23 protein-coding genes are annotated in these 17,170 nt (G+C 66.7%); 1 reads left to right on the forward strand and 22 read right to left on the reverse strand.

Going from position 1 to position 17,170, the window contains the following annotated elements:
• Window positions 1-113: 113 nt before the first annotated feature.
• The 14 genes from GBA63_RS18865 to GBA63_RS18930 all read right to left on the reverse strand — a co-directional run bounded on the left by GBA63_RS18865 (window position 114) and on the right by GBA63_RS18930 (window position 9,649).
• Window positions 114-737, reverse strand: coding sequence for a DUF305 domain-containing protein (locus GBA63_RS18865; RefSeq protein WP_166178602.1), 624 nt, complete (start codon window positions 735-737; stop codon window positions 114-116).
• 211 nt (window positions 738-948) lie between these two features.
• Window positions 949-1,965, reverse strand: coding sequence for a cation diffusion facilitator family transporter (locus GBA63_RS18870; protein WP_166178604.1), 1,017 nt, complete (start codon window positions 1,963-1,965; stop codon window positions 949-951).
• Entirely contained in the window at window positions 1,962-2,342 is a 381-nt protein-coding gene (locus tag GBA63_RS18875) for an ArsR/SmtB family transcription factor (protein ID WP_166178606.1), read from the reverse strand. The genes GBA63_RS18870 and GBA63_RS18875 overlap by 4 nt, the downstream gene beginning before the upstream one ends.
• A 287-nt stretch (window positions 2,343-2,629) precedes the next feature.
• A complete protein-coding gene (locus GBA63_RS18880) occupies window positions 2,630-3,607 on the reverse strand; it encodes a DUF4352 domain-containing protein (protein WP_166178608.1) in 978 nt (325 codons plus the stop codon).
• A 216-nt stretch (window positions 3,608-3,823) separates the two neighbouring features.
• Window positions 3,824-4,228 (reverse strand): DUF302 domain-containing protein, encoded by a 405-nt coding sequence (locus tag GBA63_RS18885; RefSeq protein ID WP_166178610.1) that lies wholly within the window; start codon window positions 4,226-4,228, stop codon window positions 3,824-3,826.
• Window positions 4,229-4,334: 106 nt separating this feature from the next.
• Window positions 4,335-5,048, reverse strand: a complete 714-nt coding sequence (locus GBA63_RS18890; protein WP_166178612.1) for a DUF305 domain-containing protein — start codon at window positions 5,046-5,048, stop codon at window positions 4,335-4,337.
• Between the two features lie 58 nt (window positions 5,049-5,106).
• Window positions 5,107-5,337, reverse strand: a complete 231-nt coding sequence (locus GBA63_RS18895) for an SHOCT domain-containing protein (protein ID WP_166178614.1) — start codon at window positions 5,335-5,337, stop codon at window positions 5,107-5,109.
• A 93-nt stretch (window positions 5,338-5,430) separates the two neighbouring features.
• Window positions 5,431-6,564: a sensor histidine kinase gene (locus GBA63_RS18900; protein ID WP_166178616.1), complete on the reverse strand. Its 1,134-nt coding sequence runs from the start codon at window positions 6,562-6,564 to the stop codon at window positions 5,431-5,433.
• Window positions 6,561-7,247, reverse strand: a complete 687-nt coding sequence (locus GBA63_RS18905) for a response regulator transcription factor (protein ID WP_166178618.1) — start codon at window positions 7,245-7,247, stop codon at window positions 6,561-6,563. The genes GBA63_RS18900 and GBA63_RS18905 overlap by 4 nt, the downstream gene beginning before the upstream one ends.
• A gap of 116 nt (window positions 7,248-7,363) precedes the next feature.
• Window positions 7,364-8,065 (reverse strand): hypothetical protein, encoded by a 702-nt coding sequence (locus tag GBA63_RS18910; RefSeq protein ID WP_166178620.1) that lies wholly within the window; start codon window positions 8,063-8,065, stop codon window positions 7,364-7,366.
• The gene (locus tag GBA63_RS18915) at window positions 8,058-8,327 is read right to left on the reverse strand and encodes an SHOCT domain-containing protein (protein WP_166178622.1); all 270 of its coding nucleotides are present in this window, start codon (window positions 8,325-8,327) and stop codon (window positions 8,058-8,060) included. The genes GBA63_RS18910 and GBA63_RS18915 overlap by 8 nt, the downstream gene beginning before the upstream one ends.
• A gap of 182 nt (window positions 8,328-8,509) precedes the next feature.
• Window positions 8,510-9,004, reverse strand: a complete 495-nt coding sequence (locus GBA63_RS18920) for a hypothetical protein (protein WP_166178624.1) — start codon at window positions 9,002-9,004, stop codon at window positions 8,510-8,512.
• Window positions 8,992-9,492 (reverse strand): hypothetical protein, encoded by a 501-nt coding sequence (locus GBA63_RS18925; RefSeq protein ID WP_166178626.1) that lies wholly within the window; start codon window positions 9,490-9,492, stop codon window positions 8,992-8,994. The genes GBA63_RS18920 and GBA63_RS18925 overlap by 13 nt, the downstream gene beginning before the upstream one ends.
• On the reverse strand, window positions 9,485-9,649 hold the full coding sequence (locus GBA63_RS18930; RefSeq protein ID WP_166178628.1) for a hypothetical protein: 165 nt from the start codon (window positions 9,647-9,649) through the stop codon (window positions 9,485-9,487). The genes GBA63_RS18925 and GBA63_RS18930 overlap by 8 nt, the downstream gene beginning before the upstream one ends.
• Before the next feature lie 213 nt (window positions 9,650-9,862).
• Between GBA63_RS18930 and GBA63_RS18935 the strand changes: the two genes are divergently transcribed.
• Window positions 9,863-10,186, forward strand: a complete 324-nt coding sequence (locus GBA63_RS18935) for a DF family (seleno)protein (RefSeq protein ID WP_207956917.1) — start codon at window positions 9,863-9,865, stop codon at window positions 10,184-10,186.
• Between the two features lie 100 nt (window positions 10,187-10,286).
• Here the strand turns inward: GBA63_RS18935 and GBA63_RS18940 are convergent, their stop codons facing one another.
• The 8 genes from GBA63_RS18940 to GBA63_RS18975 all read right to left on the reverse strand — a co-directional run bounded on the left by GBA63_RS18940 (window position 10,287) and on the right by GBA63_RS18975 (window position 17,070).
• Complete coding sequence (locus GBA63_RS18940; protein ID WP_407690858.1) at window positions 10,287-10,610, reverse strand: metal-sensitive transcriptional regulator; 324 nt, start codon at window positions 10,608-10,610, stop codon at window positions 10,287-10,289.
• 58 nt (window positions 10,611-10,668) lie between these two features.
• A complete protein-coding gene (locus GBA63_RS18945; protein WP_166178632.1) occupies window positions 10,669-11,322 on the reverse strand; it encodes a methyltransferase family protein in 654 nt (217 codons plus the stop codon).
• Window positions 11,319-11,561: a DUF2933 domain-containing protein gene (locus GBA63_RS18950; RefSeq protein WP_166178634.1), complete on the reverse strand. Its 243-nt coding sequence runs from the start codon at window positions 11,559-11,561 to the stop codon at window positions 11,319-11,321. Before GBA63_RS18950 ends, GBA63_RS18945 begins: the two co-directional genes overlap by 4 nt.
• Complete coding sequence (locus GBA63_RS18955; protein WP_207956918.1) at window positions 11,558-12,889, reverse strand: SAM-dependent methyltransferase; 1,332 nt, start codon at window positions 12,887-12,889, stop codon at window positions 11,558-11,560. Before GBA63_RS18955 ends, GBA63_RS18950 begins: the two co-directional genes overlap by 4 nt.
• A gap of 68 nt (window positions 12,890-12,957) precedes the next feature.
• Window positions 12,958-13,224, reverse strand: a complete 267-nt coding sequence (locus GBA63_RS18960; RefSeq protein WP_207956919.1) for a YgaP family membrane protein — start codon at window positions 13,222-13,224, stop codon at window positions 12,958-12,960.
• A 180-nt stretch (window positions 13,225-13,404) separates the two neighbouring features.
• Window positions 13,405-13,782, reverse strand: a complete 378-nt coding sequence (locus GBA63_RS18965; RefSeq protein WP_166178638.1) for a cupredoxin domain-containing protein — start codon at window positions 13,780-13,782, stop codon at window positions 13,405-13,407.
• Window positions 13,783-13,864: 82 nt separating this feature from the next.
• Window positions 13,865-14,278 carry a hypothetical protein gene (locus tag GBA63_RS18970; protein ID WP_166178640.1) on the reverse strand — a complete coding sequence of 138 codons (414 nt, stop codon included), beginning with the start codon at window positions 14,276-14,278 and terminating at the stop codon, window positions 13,865-13,867.
• Window positions 14,275-17,070, reverse strand: a complete 2,796-nt coding sequence (locus GBA63_RS18975; protein WP_166178642.1) for a heavy metal translocating P-type ATPase — start codon at window positions 17,068-17,070, stop codon at window positions 14,275-14,277. The genes GBA63_RS18970 and GBA63_RS18975 overlap by 4 nt, the downstream gene beginning before the upstream one ends.
• Window positions 17,071-17,170: the final 100 nt, after the last annotated feature.

The following is a 17,170-nucleotide window of genomic DNA, read 5'->3' on the forward strand; positions in this document are numbered from 1 at the left end:
AGAGGTCTCGATGGCGTCCCCACAAGCCCGGACAACAGGTTCTTGACGTTCGACACGGGTCTACCTCCCCCTGACCGAGGCCGGAGGCGGACTCCCGGCCTCGGCACGCGTTTTTAACCCTGCGGGGACCACTGCTCGCGCCACCGCTCCATCTGCCCTGTTTCGCGCCTCTGGGCGTCCACGATGTCCCGGGCGATCCCTTTTGTCTGCTGGTTGTCGCTCTCCTTCAGGGCGACCTTCGCCATCGCTATGGCCGAGCGATAGTGCGGCATCATGGCGTCGATAAACGCCCTGTCGAGCGGCCTCTTGTCCGCGAGCTCCTGCGGGTCGGTCATCCCCATCGCGTCCATCTCGCCCTGGGCCATGGCGGAAGGGATCTCAGAGGTGCCGAACTCTTCGCGCTTTATGCCGCGAAGCTCCTCTATCTCGGCCTCCTGGGCGCCGACTATGTCCTCGGCGAGGATCCTTATCTCCTCGTGCTCGGCGTTCTCCAGTGCCACCTCGGCCATCTCCACGGCGCCCAAGATCGTCACCGGGTTGGGGGGCGAGCCCGGACCGTAGCGCCATTTCAGGAATGCCGCGTCCTTCTCCACCACACACGGAACCTCGGCGGACACCTCCTCGGAGAGCCCGTCGAAGAGCTTGCCGGAGCCGCCCCCGAAACCGAACAAAGGCTCGACGGCCGGCCCCCGCCCGAAGGCGGCCCCGAGGGCCCGATCCACGGCCCTGAGTCCCAAGGTCGGCACTTTCATCGCGGGCCTGAGCGGGGCGGGGACCCTCGTGGGCCGAGAGAGGTCGAGCGGCGCCCAATTCTTGAGAGGACCCACGGCGGGGGCTCACTCTCCGGACTCCGATTCGTCGGAGGCGAACTCGCCGTGACCGTCGCGATCGCAGCGCCGCCTTTTCCGTGATCATCAATCCTGTTTTCGTCCTCACTCCAGCGGAGGATCACCCGCACGGCACGGCCTCCACCACGAGCCTTTCGAGCTTAGGTACTGCGCGCCTAGCTTCCGCGGAGAGCCTCTCTCTGATCCTCGCGATCTCCGATGCACTCACGCCGCCCAGCACGCCGATCTCGACCTCCGAGTGGATGCGGTGGCCAACCCACCGCGCCCTGACCACACCAACCCCCTCTACGCCGGGGACGCCGGCGGCTACCTCCTCTATAGAGTCGACGACCTCTGGCTCGACCGCGTCCATCATCCGTCTCCACATCGAGCTCGCCGAGTCCTTCACGATGAAGAGGATGGCGACCGTGATCCCGAGTCCCACCAGCGGATCCAGGATCGGGTAACCGAACGCCACCCCCAAAGCGCCGGCCACGACCGCCAACGAGGTGAACCCGTCCGTCCTGGCGTGCTGGCCGTCGGCCACGAGCGCGGCGCTCCCGATCTTCTTGCCAACCCGGATGCGGAACTGAGCCACCAACTCGTTACCCAAGAACCCCACTACCCCCGCGGCGGCGACCCACCCGACATTGGAGACCTCCGAGCCGTTGATGAGCTTCGTCACCGACTGGTAGCCTGCCACGCACGCGGAGAAGAGGATGAGGCCCACGATCGCGACCCCGGCTAGATCCTCAGCCCGGCCGTAGCCGTAGGTGTAGGCCCTGTTGGCTGGACGTTTCGCGAGCGCGAAGGCCACCCACAGGGGCAGGGCCGTAAGCGCGTCGCCGAAATTGTGGATCGTGTCCGCGAGCAGCGCGACCGACCCAGAGAAGGCGACCACGACAGCCTGCAGGAGCGCCGTGACCACCAGCGCCACCAGCGAGATCTTGAGCGCCCGGATGCCCTCCTCGTTCGAGGCCAGGGCGTCGTCCACCGAGTCCGCGGCGTCGTGGGAGTGGCCGAACGGGTTTAGATGCGAGAGCACGTGCGAGAACGAACGACGCACCCCGGCCCACCCGCCCCCGTGGTGCCCATCGGCGTCGTGATGGTCATCCCCGTGACCGTGGCGACCGCTCATACTCGCCCACCCCCCGAAGAGAGGCGGGCGTGGTCCACGTGGTAGAGCGACTCTTTGAGGAGAACCCCGAGGTGGTCGTCGGCCAAAGAGTAGAAGACCCTGCGGCCCTCCCTCCGGCGCTCGACCAGCCCCAAGTCCCGCAAGACCCTCAGCTGGTGGCTCGTCGCCGACTCGCTCATCCCCACGGCCTTGGCGAGCTCCCCGACCGCGAGCTCGCCAGCACCCAGCAGTGCGAACAGCGCCCGGATGCGGGTGGGGTTGGACAGGGCGCCCATCAGCGAGGCCACCCTCTCGTCCACGCGTCCCATCTCGCCGCCCAACACGTCCCCGGGCTCCAGGAGCCTGGCGTCGGGCGGCGCGTCCTCGAAGTGTGCCATGCGAGAGATTGTATGAAAACATGAAGACTATTTCAAATTTTGTCTGCGCTGAAATCCCGAAACGCCCTACTGGGACATAGGACACGCACCTGAGCACGGGAGCAACGTGGTGAGAGCTACCACGCTGGCGTTAGACTTTAGTTGCGGTGCCCTTACTATGCGTTCTCGCCTCTCGGCATCCCGATGGCGTAGGCAAAATCGCTACGGTGCGGGAGCGGGACGGGAGATTAGATGCTCCGATGTCTCGTTGGGCCCTCCGTTGATCGTCCGCGCCGAGCGCCGAGCCGCTAGTGCTCGTGGCCCCCGCCATCGCCGCCGTTCTCGCCGCTCGTCGGTTCGAGGGGCAGGGCGACCGGATCTCCGCCGACCCCGAGGCTCAGCTCCAAACCGTCGGCGTCTTCGGGGGCCTGGAAGACGACGGTGCCCGATATCCTGCCGCCTGCGGGAACAGGGCCGTCCGTGAGGGTGGTCCGGAGGGGCCCGGCCCCTTCCATCCCCTCGCCCGTGAGCCGGAAGTCGTCCGCAGAGTAGGCGAGGTCGCCGCCTTCCCCGGCCGCGAGCGTGACGTCCACGGCGAAGCGCCGCTGCCCTTCGGGCGCCATGTCCATGCCCATCGGATCACCCATGCTCATTCCCTGCTCGGCGAACTTGTCCATCTGCATGGCCGCCATGCTCTCGGGGGCCACCCTGTCAACGCGAAGGAGCCCACCAGGCGCCTGCACCCAGCTTCCGACCCGGGCGGCGGGCGGCTCGGCGCCGAGGGAGGAGGAGATCCCCCAGCCACCGGCCGAGAGAGCACCGACGACTCCGAATAGGAGCAGGACGTGCCCGACCGCGGCCCGGTAGCGGCCCACGAGGAGCGTGATGACGGCGACGGCGAGAGCGACCTCCGAGGCCGTCGCGGCGAGGTCTAGCCCGCCTACCTTCTCCGGGTGCCACGCGTGCGGCCCCAAGAACGGCATGCCGACGGTGCGCGTAACGACGTACCCACCCGCGATGGAGAGGTTACCCGCCACCACTGACAGCAAGAATTGCTGTCCCGGTCGGCGCAGCAGGCCCGCGGCAAAGATCGCCTGGACCGCCGCGGTCGCAAGGAACATCGCGCCGTAGCCCCACCACTGCTGGAAGTGTTGGAAGGCGGCCCATACGTGGATGAGGACAGCCGCCACCGAGAGGGCTGCCGCCGCGCAAAGCACCGCCCTCTTGGGTGTGGCCGCCGCTTCGCCGTCTCTTACGTTTCTGGGCGAAGTTAACGCTGCGGCCATCGGCGCTGTCCTCCTGGTTTCGGATCTTGTCCGACATGGTCGCACGGCGCGTCAAACACGCCGTCGCGTCGATGGGCCATCTTTGCCTAGCCCAGGTGGGCTAGCCGGTCCAGGGCGATTAGGATGGGACCGAGTGTTCGCTCGTGGCGGACAGTACAGATGGGGACCGGCGACGCGCCGGTCCCCTCAGACCACGGAGTTCGTTGGACAGGGCGTCTAGCTTCTGGCTAGCCCTTCGACCACGTTGCTCAGGTCGGTGCGCACCTGCTTCGCGATCGGCTTGAGCGCTTCGTTGCCCACGATGGAGAGCATCCGCTCCGGTTCCACCGCGCTCACGTGCGTGCGGCCTTCTCGCTCGTAGACGACGACATTACACGGCAAGAGCGCGCCGAGATCCGGCTCGGCGTCGAGGCCTTGCCTTGCCAGCGGCGGGTTGCAGGCGCCGAGGATCACGTACGGTTCGCGTTCGATCCCGAGCTTCTCCTCCAGCTTGGCCTGTACGTCGATCTCGCAAAGGATCCCGTAACCGGCCTCCTGAAGTAGGGTGCGCGTCAGTTCTACGGCCTCCCCAAACGGCAGGCGCGTCTCGCTCGATAGGGTATAGCTCTGACTGGTTCCCACTTCGACCTCCCTCAATCATCTTTTCTCTTCCTCGAGAACCAACGCCGGACAGGTCGGTCTCGCCCATCACCCTTGCGGGTCGTCCGACCCATCGTAGGTTGGTTCACTAGCCCTGGCTTTCTGCGCGCTCGATCTCTTCCAGGTACCCTTGCATCAGCTTTATCTCGGCCGACTGTTCGTCGATGATCTTCTTGGCCAGCCCCTGAATCTCTGGGTGCTCGGCCTTGTCGAGTGCCTGCTCGGACATCTCGATCGCCTGCTCGTGGTGCGGGATCATCATCCTGAGGAACATCTCGTCGGCCACGTCCGCGCCCATTGACTCCTGCATGGAGCCGCCTGCCATACCTTCCATCATTCCAGAGTTCATCGTACCGCCGGTCGTGCCGTAGGCAGGTCCCGCGTCGGGGTACCAGCGCTGACGCCACTCCCGCATCTGCCCGATCTGGTCGGACTGGCTCTTCTGGATGTCGTCCGCGAGCTTGCGGAGTTCCGGACGGTCGGAGTCCGAGATCATGTGCTCCGAAGACACGATCGCCATCTGGTGATGCATGATCATCTCGTCTATGAACCGCAGGTCGAAGGGTTGGCTCTTATCGAGATTCTCCGGTCTGGGGCCGCTGAACGTCCCCGGACCGTTCATCATGTGACCCATCATAGAGTCGGAGCCGTTCACCATCCCCGAACCGTATCCTGTAGACTGTCCGCCCATCATGCTCTGGCCGCCCCAGGCGGAGGGTCTACCGTCTGCGTAAACCGTTCCGATCCCCGCCAGCAAGATGGCCAATACCGCCAGGACGGGTACCAGGTACTTCGCCGTCATCCTAGACACCACCTCTCAGATAGTTCTCTTCGCCATTGAGCGCTCTCATCGAACGTCCCTACTCTTCGGCGTCGATCTGTCCGCGGGCGAAGCGTTCCCGCAGGACGTCTTCGGCCGACTCCGTGGGCACCCCCTGGTGCAGGCGGCCACTGCCTGCGTTCGGCACGATCCTCGCTACCGCCCAGATCACAAGCGCTATGAGGCCGACCCAGAACAGCAGCGGGATGAGCATCCCGAGCCAGCCAAACACACCCCATCCGCCCATCACTCCGTCCAAACCGCCCATCATTGTCGATCGTCTCCTCTCCTGGGTTGCCTCTGTTTACGGTTCCAGTCTAGAAGACGGACCTCAAGCGTCCGTCGAACTACGATCAAGATCGGGTCAAGATCCGGGGCCGGCGGCGGGCAGGGTGAAACTGAACGTAGACCCCTTGCCCGGTCCGGCGCTCTCCGCGTGAATCCCGCCGCCCATGGCCCGCACGAACGCGTGGGAGATGGCGAGCCCCAACCCCGAACCTCCTCCCTCCCGCGAGCGGGATTTCTCGATCCTGTACAGCCGCTCGAAGACGTGGGGCAGGTGCTCGGACGCTATCCCCGCGCCCGTGTCCCGCACGCTGAATCGGATCTCGCCGTCCCGGTGCTCGGCCTCCACCGTGACCCTCCCGCCGGCCGGCGTGTAGCGCAGCGCGTTGGCCAGCAGGTTCGTCAGAACCTGGACGAGACGGTCCCTGTCCGCGAGCACCGGCGGCAGGTCTAGGCCAACCGCCTCATCGAGTTCGACACCTTTTTCGGCGAAGAGGGGGAGCATGCTCTCGGCGGCGATGCGCGCCGCATCATGGGGAGGATGAGTCGCGATCTCGAGAGAGAGTTGTCCGGCCTCAGCCCGCGAGAGCTGCTGCAGGTCGTCCACCAGGCGCCGCATACGCTCCGCCTCGGCGTAGAGAACCGCCCAGGTCTCCTGGGAGGGTTCGACGACCTCGTCCATGAGCCCTTCCATGTACCCCTGAAGCGTCGAGAGCGGGGTGCGCAACTCGTGGGAGATGTCGGAGATGAACTCCTGCCTGTGCCGTTCGGTCTCTTCGAGGGCGGCGGCCATCGTGTTGAGGCTCTCCGAGAGGTCACCCAGTTCGTCGCCCTCGCCCACCGGCACGCGCTCGCCGTAGCGGCCCGTGGAGATGCGGCGGGTCGCGTCCAGCATGTGGCGCACGGGGGTCCAGATCCTCCGGGCCACGAAGAGGCTCGCTACGCTCGCGGTGGCAGCCGCGGCGAGGGTTGCGGCGATCAAGGAGTAGAGAAGCGTCTGCCCGAACGCGCGGTAGACCGACGCCATCATATCCCCCATGCCCGCCATGCCCCCCGGCCCCATCATTCCGCCCATCAGGTTCCCGAATACGACCGGCGCCACGATGGCAACGGCGGCGAGGAACGTAAAGGCGCCAACCAGCGCGACCAGCACGTGGGAGAAAAAGAGCCTGGTTCCGAGGCTCCTGATCAGGCGGCGAGGCAGCCTTCTCACCGGCCGAACCTGTAGCCGACCCCACGCACCGTCCGGATGTGACAGGGGTTCGCGGGGTCGTCCTCGATCTTTTTGCGCAGGTTCGCCACATGTACGTCCACCACGTGCTCGTCGCCGAAATAGGTCTCGCCCCAGACGCGCCTCAGCAACTGCCCGCGGGTGAAGACCATGCCAGGCCGGGACACCAGGGCCGCCAGGAGGTCGAACTCCAGGGCCGTCAGACTTACCTCCGCGCCCCCCGACCGCACCTCCCGACGCCCGGGGTCTATGGTGAGGTCTCCGAAGCTGAGCGGCGCCTCGGCGGCCTCCGCACCGCGATCCCGCGGTCTTCGCAGCATGGCCCTGATGCGGGCCACGAGCTCGCCGGGAGAGAAGGGTTTGGTCAGGTAGTCGTCGGCGCCCGCGGAGAGGCCGACTATCTTGTCCACCTCCTCCGCGCGGGCGGTCAGCATGATCACGTACGCGTCCGAGAAGCGCCTCAACTCTCCCAAAACCCGTGTACCGTCCAATCCGGGCAGCATCCAGTCCAGGACCACGAGATCCGGCCCCACCCGCCGGGCCACCTCGAGGGCCTCGGGACCGTCGAGGGCCTCGTGGACCTCGAAACCCTCACGTTCGAGGTAACCGCGCAAGAGGTTCACGAGGTTCTTCTCGTCGTCGACTACCAAGACCCGAACGCTCATGCCACCATTCTAACCATCGCGTGCCCGGTTCCACGCCTGCGCGAACTTCTTCGCCAACCCGCAACCGCCAAGGAGGACCCGACCAGCGGCCCCTTTCTTCTAATGCCTGGGAGCCTCTAGTGCGTCGCCTCTTCCCCCTCCATGCCTACGAAGGCTCCGTGCCAGGTGTGGTACCAGACCTCTCCGGAGTACCCGTTGACGCTGAGCATCCCGGTCACCTCGCCGTCGCGCTCGGTGTGCAGGGTGTAGTAGCCGTAAAAGGTGTCCGGCTTCTCCGCCTCCGTACCGGGCGAGACCCGGTCGAGGTAATCTTCGGCGATCTTCCGGGCTTGCTCTGGGGTCACGGGCATCTCGTCGGACGGCGTCCCGGGTATCCTCTGCGGGGGGCCGTTCACCGTGCCGTTTCCGCCCGCGCCCATCATGGGCCCCATGCCGCCGGACATCATGCCGTATTTGGTGTTCCACATCATGTTCGGCCCCGGCTCAGGGTAGACTTGGCCCGTGCGTTTGTCTATCAGGAGCTCCATCGCGTAGATACCGGTGCCGGATTCTCTGACCTCAGCGTAGTAGTTGCTCGAGAACTCCATCACCTCCCCCACCTCGAGGTCGGCGTTGCCGTAGCCTTCCACGGCCCGTTCGAAAGTCTCTCTGGCCTCCGGGAGACTCTCGACGCTGCTCGCAGACGAGAAAGGGTTGCCGCGCGCGGCAAAGGCGCTCGCCAGGATCGCAAGGACCACCGCGGCGGCCATCATCCCGAGCCCGGCCAGGAGGAGGCCCCTGCCCCTTCGTGTTCCGTGGGCGGTGGCCATCCTAGGCACCCCCGTGCAATATCCGGCGCCGCTCCTCGTACTCCTCGGCATCGATCTCGCCGCGGGCGAAGCGGCCCCTGAGGATCTCCTCGGCCGATTGCGTACCACGTTCAAGAGGCTCGCCGCCCGTCCGCGCGCCCGGGAAGATGCGCATCACGGCCCAGACTATGAGGGTCAGCAGGCCGCCCCAGAACAGCAGCGCGACGATCATCCACAGCCAGCCGAAAGCGCCCCAGCCGCCCATCATTCCGCCGTCCCAACCGCCCATCATGGCCGATCACTTCCTTTCTCCTCGGTCTCCTTTACGTCCCGAGTGTAGGGTGCGGAGGTCAAGCCCAGATCCGGACAGGGTCAATGTTCGATCAAAATCCCCTGTGTCCTCTGAAGTACCTCCAGGGTAGAACGCCGTCGCCGCAACATTCGAAGCGGCCCTGCCCTCTCGAAAGCTGAGGGTCAGGTGCCCCCGTGCGCCGGGTGGGCCGGCTCGCAGGCCATCTTGCGCTGGCGGCGGATCTTGAGCGCCAGGTAGATGATCCCGGCGAGGTTCATGACGATCCCGACCCACAGCAGCGGCGTCTTGTACGCGTTCAGGAACACGGCCGCCCCCGAGAGGCCGACGATCGGCAACACGTCGGTCAGGTGGTGGGCGCAGCAGGCGAGCATCGCCGCCGTGCTGGTTCCCGTGCTCGCGGCGACGCCGCCGGCCGCCGCGCGGCTGTGCATCCCGCGCAGGTAGACGAAGAGACCCACCTGGGTGCCGAACCCCGCCACGATGGCCCCGACGAAAGGCAAATCTTCGCCGAGCTGCTGGACGGCGTGCGTCCAGCCCTGCGCCACGGTGATGACGCCCAGGTAGAAGACGATAAGCGCGAGGGCGGCAAGAGCCCCGAAGACAGCTGGACGCAGGAGTCGTGGCCCACCCGACAACCCCGTTCCTACAAATTCCATTCGAAGCTCCTCTCGGGCACGCCCGCCACGTCGCGGATGATCAGCGTGATCTCCCTGGTGTCTCTACCGATCACGGCGCCACCGTCTGAGGCCTTCTCGGGAAAACTCAACTTCCCTTCTCGGTGGTGCCCGCCCTTCGGCGCAGCCCACGCCCTGGCCCGGACCTCCTGCCCGCCATCGTTGCGCAGCACCGCGAGCTTCCTGAGATCGTAGCCGTCGAGGTCCACGGAATGCGTGTCCATCGTCACGTCGAACGTGGGTCCGGCGTCCCTGCCTTCCCACACAACCTTGATGGTCACTTCGCCACTCTCGTTCGTCCTGGTCGCGGCGCCCTGCTTCGCCACCCCGTTCCCGGCTTCCGAGAACGAATCGTCGGGCGACTTCGTCGCCCCGCACCCCGAGAACTCCAGCGCGAGCGCGATGAGCAGGCCGGTGACCGCCAGCGCCCGAAAGGGACGCCCGGACCATTTCCAGAGCGCCTCAGGCATCCCTGCTCCTGGCGGGAGAGGTAACCACATCGCCTGCCTTCTCACCCCGAATGGCCTTGACTACGGTGTATATCAGGCTGCCCACCGCCAGCAGGAACAGGGCGACCGGCAGGATGACGAGTAGCACCACGGCCAGGAGGACAAACACCAGCTCCATGTCGTTCGTCTCCTTCCGCCGGACCCTTCGCGGTCGTCCACGGTCAGCTCCGGCTGTCTCTGTCTGGAGGTTAACCACCCGTGCTGAAGAAGCCCTGAAGCGATCCTGAGCGTATGCTGAAAGAGAAGGAGAATGACGACACCGGTCAAAGCAACCATACGAGAGCCCTGGTCTAATCGGGTTCTCGGTCGACAGGGACGAAAGAAAGGGGCGATGGTGAAGGTAGAGGTCCTGTACTTCGACGGCTGCCCGACGTACCGGGAGGCGGAGGAGACCCTGAGGGAGGTGCTTGCGGAGGCGGGCGCGGGTGCCGGCGTGGCGCTTGTCGCCGTGAACACCGACGAGGAGGCCGAGAGACTACGCTTTCCGGGGAGCCCGACGATCCGGGTGGAGGGCGAGGATCTGTTCCCAGCCGGCGAGCGGGGGGAATGGCGACTGGGCTGCCGGGTCTACGCCACCCCGGAAGGGTTGAAGGGTTCGCCGACAAAGGAGATGCTCAGGCAGGCGCTGGAGCGCGCCGCCGTCTTGCCCTCCTGACGGGTCGCGAGCGCCACGCGATGGTAGGGGTGACCGTAGCGGGCATGCGTCCTGGACGTCTACGGTTCGCGTGGGCTGCCAGGGCGCGTTTGCCCGGCCTCTACGTGTCCCGCGATGCGCCCTCCCTCCCCTCCCCGCGGCCCTCCTTCGCTCGTATCGGCAGGATGCGCTCGACGGCGGACGCGAGCTCGTCCACGGTCTCGTCGGGTCCGAGGTCGTTCCCGGCGGCGCCGTGCAGACGGTGACCAGCATGGTACTGAAGGACTAGCAGCGCGACCTTCTCCGACGCGGCGGCTACGGCCCCGATCTGGGTGAGGATATCCGCGCACGGGGCATCCTCCTCGACCATGCGTTGCACGCCACGCACCTGCCCTTCTATCCGCCGCAGGCGTATCTTCAGCTTCTCCCTGTCGTCCGCGCCGATGCAGGCCTCACCCGGCCGCCCGAAGTCCCGCTCCCCGTCGTGCGCGATGGGACTCACCTCACACCGCTTTCCGGTTAGCGCGGCGCAGGCGCGGGAAAAAGGCAGGGACGAGCGCGGCGTACCTTTCGTACTCCTCGCCGAATTCCTCCCTCACCTCCCGCTCCTCGCGGCGGGCAAGCCTAACGTACATCATCACCAGCACGGGGAACATGGCGAGCGTGATGAGCGTCGGCCACTGCATCAGGAAACCGAACATGATCAGGACGAAGCCAGCGTACTGCGGGTGGCGCACGCGGGCGTAGGGGCCCGTCGTGGCGAGCCGCTTCTCACGCTGCGCCCTGTAGAGCACGTTCCAGGAGGCGGAGAGCAGAATGAAGCCGGCGGCGATGACCACGTTGCTCAGGACGTGCAGCGGGTTCAGGTGCGGGTTCCCCTCCCACCCGAGAAGCACCTCCCACAGGTGGCCGTTCGCGTGCGAGAACGGGTCGATACCGGGGTAGCGGCTGCCGAGCCATCCGGAGAGCAGGTAGATCGTGAGCGGGAAACCGTACATCTCCGTGAAGAGCGCCACCAGAAACGCAGAGAAGGCGCCGAAGGAACGCCAGTCGCGCTTCGTACGCGGTCGCGCGAAGCTGAAGGCAAAGATGATGAAAATCGCCGAGTTGATTATGACGAGCAGCCAGAGGCCGTAAGCGGGCGAATCGGAGATCATCGCGTACCCTCCTTAGGCGGCTTTACACGTTCATCGTCGTCGGCCGAATGTCCGCCGTGCCCTCCATGTCCGCCGTGCCCCCTGTGCATGAAGAGGTGGAACACGATGAAGAGCGCCACCAGCGCGTACGGCAGGAACCCGGAGAGATGGACCCTGTGCTCCAGGACCAGAAAGAAACCGGCGACGGCGAGGGAGGCTAGCAGGACCACCCCCGCGCGGGAGCGCAAGAAGGCGATCATCGCGTACCTCCGTTCGTCGCGGGGCGGACCGTCACCCGGTACAGGTCTTCCCGCGTGGGCGGCAACGGGCAGAGTCCGTCCTCGCCCGTTCTGCAGAAGAGCGTCTGGGTGACGCCGATCCGGCCCGTCGCGAACGCCCGCGCGCAGGCCGCCATGTAGAGCCTCCAGATCCGGTAGGTCCGCTCGCCCGCCAACCGCGCAGCCTCCTCGTGCCGGTCTTCGAGGCGCCGCACCCAGTGTCGTAGCGTCAACGCGTAGTGCTCGCGCAAGCTCTCCAGGTCGCGCGCCTCGAATCCGGCGTCTTCGGCGTAACGCAACGCTTCTCCCGGCGTCACCAACTCCCCGTCCGGGAAGACGTGGCGCTGGAGGAAGGAGGTCCTCGGTGCGAGCGCCCTCCCCAGGGCCCGCCTGGGCGCAGAGACCGGGGAGAGGAGGACGATGCCGTGGTTCATGAAGAAGCCTCCGGGTTTCGTGAGCCGGTAGGACCCTGAGAAGTAGGCCGGGAGCCTCGTGCGACCGACGTGCTCGAACATGCCCACGCTGGCGACCTTGTCGAAGGCGATGCCCCGCGGGAGGTCCCTGTAGTCACACACCTCGACGCGGCACCTGTCCTCCAGGCCGGCCTCGCCGATGCGGCGGCGGGCCAGCTTCGCCTGGGGCTCGCTGAGCGTGATCCCCAGAGCTTGAACGCCATAGTTCTCGGCGGCGTGCAGCACCAGGCTCCCCCAGCCGCAGCCGATGTCCAGCAGGGTCTCCCCGGGCGTGAGGCGCAGCTTGCGGCAGATGTGGTCGAGCTTGGCCTCCTGCGCCGCGTCGATGCTCTCCGTGCCCGTCGTGAAGTAAGCGCACGAGTACACCATGCGTTCGTCCAGCCAGAGCGCGTAGAAGTCGTTGCCCACGTCGTAGTGGGAGCGCACCGCCGCGGCGTCCCGGTCCCTGGAATGGAGCCTGCCGGTCGGGTGACGCGGGACATCTCCGCCGTCACCCTGCGGTGGATAGTCGGGGGGCAGCGTGCGGAGGCGTGCCAGCAGCCGTGCGAGCACTACCGGCGACCGGAGGCGGGAGGAGATCTCGCCGGCCAGGGCCGTCGCGGCCTCCGCGTCCCCCTCCACGTCGAAGTCGTCATGCAGGAAGGCCTCGCCCAGCGCGAGCTCCGTTGGCGGCAGCAGCATTCGCCGGAGCGCCCCCGGCCGCCGCAGCACGAGGGTAAAGGAGGGCTGCTGTCCGTTATCCGGTAGCTCGACCGAGCCGTCCCACAGCCGCACGGCGAACGTCCGCACGGCAGGCGGGCCGAACAGGTTCTCCAGTACCCCTCTAGCCGTCAGCACCGCCGGCGCAGCGGTCTCGACCTCCGCTCTAGGCGCTCGTGGTTGCGCTGTTGTCGGTCCTGGTCTCCTCACCGCGGACGCGGCCTTCCTCGTCCCGGTCCGCCGCCAGCGCGCGCCGTGCTCCAGCCTAGCTTGTTGTACAGCGGGCAGTAGCCCGTTACTCCGGTGTAGACGAAGTCCGAACCTAGCAAGACAAGCGCCAGTCCGAGCACCCCCGCGCCTACCGAGGCCGGGACCGGCAGCAGGAGCATCAGGCCGACGAGCGCCGCCAGTCCCCCGCCCACGATCCGCAACCAGCGTTCGGCCGTCCCCACGTTCTGTACCTTCCGCGCCACTTCCAACTCCTTCCGGCAAGAATGCATCGACCCGTGCTCGCCTCGGGTTTCAGGCTCTACCTGACGATCAGCCACACGACTATCGCTATCATCGGCGCGCAGCACAGGGCCATCAACGCCCAGTGTTTCCACCCACCGCCTCCACCGCCGTGGTTCATCCGTCACCTCCTCCCGGTCTTCCTACTCGACCACCAGCTTGCCGCGGATCATGCCCATCTGGCAGGCAAACCCGTACTCGCCGGATTCCTCCGGAAGGAACTCCACGGACACCGTCTCTCCCTCGGGCAGGCGCGCGCTCTTGTCGAAGTCGCCGAAGACGACCATCTCCGAGCAGGCTGCGCTCTCCTCGCGTCGGAAGTTGAGACGCACGGGCTTGCCGCGCTCCACCAGGATCACGTCCGGCGTGTACCCGCCCTTGACCAGCACCATTGCTTCCTGGTATCCGCCGGAAGTTACCGGAACCCGGTAGCCTCCCCTGCGCGGCCCCCAGAAGAAAAAGGCGATGGCGGCGATGGCGGCGAGACCGCCGATAACGACCAGTACGTCTGCGGTAGTCATGCTTGAACCTCCCTGGTCTTGTGGGGCGTCTCGACGGAGCACGTGTCCGGCAATGACCGCCACCCGGTCCGGCAGTGGAGCCTCATCGGGCCACCGCCGCGAGGACGAGGGCGATGGCCCACAGGCCTGCGAGGGCCAGGAGCGGTCGCTTGAAGTCCGAGTCGATCACGACGTTCACCAGCGCCATCCAGCCGATCGAGGTCGCCCATACCAGGGCGAGAACGACCAGCGCGCCGCCTTCGCCCGAACGCAGACTGGTGTTTGCCAGGTACGCGACGAGCACCCCGGTCGAGACGATGTAGCCGCCCATCACCCAGAACACGCGCTTGAGCCATCGAGAGAGGTCGGGCGCGGCCTTTAGGAGGGCAGCCTGAGTAGTGCCCATGAAACGGGCATCCTCGGGTAGCAGGGCCGGGCGGGCGATGATGAAGTACCCGCCGATCCCGACGAGGGCGAGGCCGGAGAGGGTCAGCAGCCAGGCGGCTACCGAGGTCACTCAGTCACCCCCTTCGCTTCCTTCGGCTTCCAGAGCTTGAGCCGGTTGGCGTTGGTGATCACGGTGATGGAACTGAGGCTCATCGCCAACGCCGCCAGCAGCGGCGAGAGCAGTATCCCCGCGAACGGGTAGAGGAGCCCGAGGGCCACCGGGATGCCGAGCCCGTTGTAGACGAAGGCCCCGAACAGGTTCTGTCGGACGTTGCGCATGGTGGACTTGGAGATCTCGACCGCCGTCACCACGCCCCGCAGGCTGCCGCTGATGAGCGTTACGTCCGCCGCCTCTATGGCCACGTCGGTGCCGGTCCCGATGGCGAAACCGACGTCGGCCTGGGCGAGCGCGGGGGCGTCGTTTATTCCGTCGCCGACCATCCCGACCTTCTTGCCTTCCAGTTGAAGCTTCTGAACGTTGTGGGCCTTGTCCTGCGGCAGCACCTCGGCGAGCACCCGATCGATACCGACCTGCCGCCCGATCGCCTCGGCCGTGCGCTGGTTGTCGCCGGTGATCATGGCGACTTCGAGCCCCAGGCGCTTGAACGCAGCGACGGCCGACACGGAGTCCTCCTTGATGGTGTCCGCCACGGCGATGACGCCCGCCGCGGCGCCGCCGATGGCGACGTACATCGGGGTCTTGCCGTCGTCCGCGAGCCGGCGGGCCTCAGCTTCGAGCCTTCCGAGGGCGATGCCCCGGTCGTCCATCAACTTCGCGTTGCCGAGCATGACGCCCCTACCTTCTACGCCGGCCTCAACGCCGTGGCCGGGGATGGCGGAGAAGCCCGCCACCTGGGGCAAGTCGAGCTCCCCTGCGCCCTCGACTATCGCGCCGGCTAGCGGGTGCTCGGAGTTGCGTTCGATGGCGGCGGCGAGCCTGAGGACCTCGTCCTCGTCGAAGCCGTTCTCGGTTACGACGTTTGTCAGCTCGGGTTTCCCCTTTGTTATGGTGCCGGTCTTGTCCAGGACGACGGTCTGGAGCTTCGAGGCGGTCTGGAGGGCGTCTCCGGAGCGGATCAGGATGCCGTTCTGGGCGCCCAGGCCCACGCCTGTAGTCAGGCTGACCGGTGTCGCCATACCCAGGGCGCACGGGCAGGCGATGATGAGGGTGGTGACCGCCACGATGAGGGCGTAGGCGAGGGCCGGAGCTGGGCCGAAGACGAACCAGACGACGAAGCCCGCGATGGCCAGGATCATGACCGCCGGGGTGAAGTAGCTAGAGACTGTGTCCACGACGCGCTGGATCGGGACCTTCGACCCCTGGGCGTCCTGCACCATGCGGATGATGTTAGAGAGCGCCGTGTCCTTGCCGACCTTGGTGGCCGTAAAGCGGAAGCTCCCGGTCGCGTTGATCGTCGCCCCGATGACCTCGTCGCCCTCGTGCTTCTCCACGGGTATGGATTCGCCGGTGATCATGGACTCGTCCACAGACGAGGTACCCTCCAGCACGACGCCGTCCACCGGCACCTTCTCTCCGGGACGGACGACCACGGCGTCGCCAACGAGCACCTCTTCGACGGGTATGTCCATCTCCCGTCCATCCCGGACCACGCGTGCGGTCTTGGCCTGCAACCCGATGAGCTTCTTGATGGCCTCCGACGTACGTCCCCGGGCCTTGACCTCGAGCGCCAGGCCTAGAACCACCAGCGCCGTCACCACCACGGTCACGTCGTAGTAGACGTCGGTCATCGCCTCGTCCGGGAAGATCCGGGGGAAGAGCAACGCGATGGTGGAGTAGATCCAGGCGACGCCGGTGCCGGTGGCGATGAGGGTGTGCATGTTGGCCTGCCGGCGCTTGATCCCCTGCCACATACCCACGAAGAACTGGCTACCGCTGTAGACGAGCACGGCCAGGCTGGCTATTCCCATCAGTCCCCAAACGACGCGCAGCTCGGCGCTTCCTCGGGGCAGGACGTCCCGCAGAATTGGGATGATCCACGGGTAGGACAGGATCATGGTCGGCCCGCCGACCGCGGCCCCGAACCACCACTTGCGCATCAGGCGCCGGTACTCCCGCTCCTGCTCGGACACCTCTTCCTCTTCGGCCCGTTCGCCGGGCTCTCTAGCCTCCTGTGCGATGTACGGGCCGGCGCTCTCCACCGCCCGCTCCAGTCCCTTAAGGTCCACTACACCCGGCAGGTAGTCCACCTTCACCTCCTCGGTGGCGGCGTTCATGGTGGCATCCAGCACGCCCGGTGCGGCCTTGAGGGCTTTCTCTATCTGGTCTATGCACGCCGAGCAATACAGGCCCGTGACCTTCAGACGCAACGACGCGCCGCCGGTGTCGAAGCCGGCGTCCCGTACCGCCCGCACCAGCCGCCCGACGCCGACCCGCTCCGGGTCGTATTCGACGCGGGCACGCTCCCCGCGGACGTTGACCCGGGCTTCGCCCACGCCGGGCACGGCTTCCAGCGCCCGCTCCAGAGCTGGGCCACCCGGACGGCTTCGCTCCAGGCCCGTGAGCGGCAGCTCGATCCACACCCGACCGCCGGTCTTCGGCGGGACTCCCGTCGTCGCCGACGGCGTGGCCATGGGTGTCCCGCGTGCGTCGTGTTCGTAGCCTCCGGCGTGGGTGTGTCCCGTGTGGGCGTGGCCCCCGGCGCGCATGTGCTCTCTCATGTACGTGGCCTCCATGTACCTCTGCGGCTCCGCGTCGAACCGCCTCGCGCATCCTTCCGAGCAGAAGAAGAGATCCGTCCCGTCGTGGCGGCGCGAGGCTTTGGCCTTTCTCGCGTCTATCAGCATCCCGCACACCGGGTCCCAGCCCGGGCTCGGAGACCGGTTCACGTCCGGATTCTCCATCAGGCCTCTCTTTCTCTCCGGCCGCAGTCTCGCATCCGGCCCTGAAGCCTCCCTGAACCGGACCTGAGGCTTCGCTGAACGGCGGGACGAGCTCCCGGCT

This window comes from Rubrobacter tropicus, from assembly GCF_011492945.1.
Classification (GTDB): domain Bacteria; phylum Actinomycetota; class Rubrobacteria; order Rubrobacterales; family Rubrobacteraceae; genus Rubrobacter_D; species Rubrobacter_D tropicus.

Coding starts and splice junctions, on each gene's coding strand:
- GBA63_RS18870 (WP_166178604.1), bottom strand. CDS start 1,965: ATGAGCGGTCGCCACGGTCACGGGGATGACCATCACGACGCCGATGGG.
- GBA63_RS18875 (WP_166178606.1), bottom strand. CDS start 2,342: ATGGCACACTTCGAGGACGCGCCGCCCGACGCCAGGCTCCTGGAGCCC.
- GBA63_RS18880 (WP_166178608.1), bottom strand. CDS start 3,607: ATGGCCGCAGCGTTAACTTCGCCCAGAAACGTAAGAGACGGCGAAGCG.
- GBA63_RS18890 (WP_166178612.1), bottom strand. CDS start 5,048: ATGACGGCGAAGTACCTGGTACCCGTCCTGGCGGTATTGGCCATCTTG.
- GBA63_RS18895 (WP_166178614.1), bottom strand. CDS start 5,337: ATGATGGGCGGTTTGGACGGAGTGATGGGCGGATGGGGTGTGTTTGGC.
- GBA63_RS18905 (WP_166178618.1), bottom strand. CDS start 7,247: ATGAGCGTTCGGGTCTTGGTAGTCGACGACGAGAAGAACCTCGTGAAC.
- GBA63_RS18915 (WP_166178622.1), bottom strand. CDS start 8,327: ATGATGGGCGGTTGGGACGGCGGAATGATGGGCGGCTGGGGCGCTTTC.
- GBA63_RS18920 (WP_166178624.1), bottom strand. CDS start 9,004: ATGGAATTTGTAGGAACGGGGTTGTCGGGTGGGCCACGACTCCTGCGT.
- GBA63_RS18925 (WP_166178626.1), bottom strand. CDS start 9,492: ATGCCTGAGGCGCTCTGGAAATGGTCCGGGCGTCCCTTTCGGGCGCTG.
- GBA63_RS18930 (WP_166178628.1), bottom strand. CDS start 9,649: ATGGAGCTGGTGTTTGTCCTCCTGGCCGTGGTGCTACTCGTCATCCTG.
- GBA63_RS18935 (WP_207956917.1), top strand. CDS start 9,863: ATGGTGAAGGTAGAGGTCCTGTACTTCGACGGCTGCCCGACGTACCGG.
- GBA63_RS18945 (WP_166178632.1), bottom strand. CDS start 11,322: ATGATCTCCGATTCGCCCGCTTACGGCCTCTGGCTGCTCGTCATAATC.
- GBA63_RS18950 (WP_166178634.1), bottom strand. CDS start 11,561: ATGATCGCCTTCTTGCGCTCCCGCGCGGGGGTGGTCCTGCTAGCCTCC.
- GBA63_RS18965 (WP_166178638.1), bottom strand. CDS start 13,782: ATGACTACCGCAGACGTACTGGTCGTTATCGGCGGTCTCGCCGCCATC.
- GBA63_RS18975 (WP_166178642.1), bottom strand. CDS start 17,070: ATGGAGAATCCGGACGTGAACCGGTCTCCGAGCCCGGGCTGGGACCCG.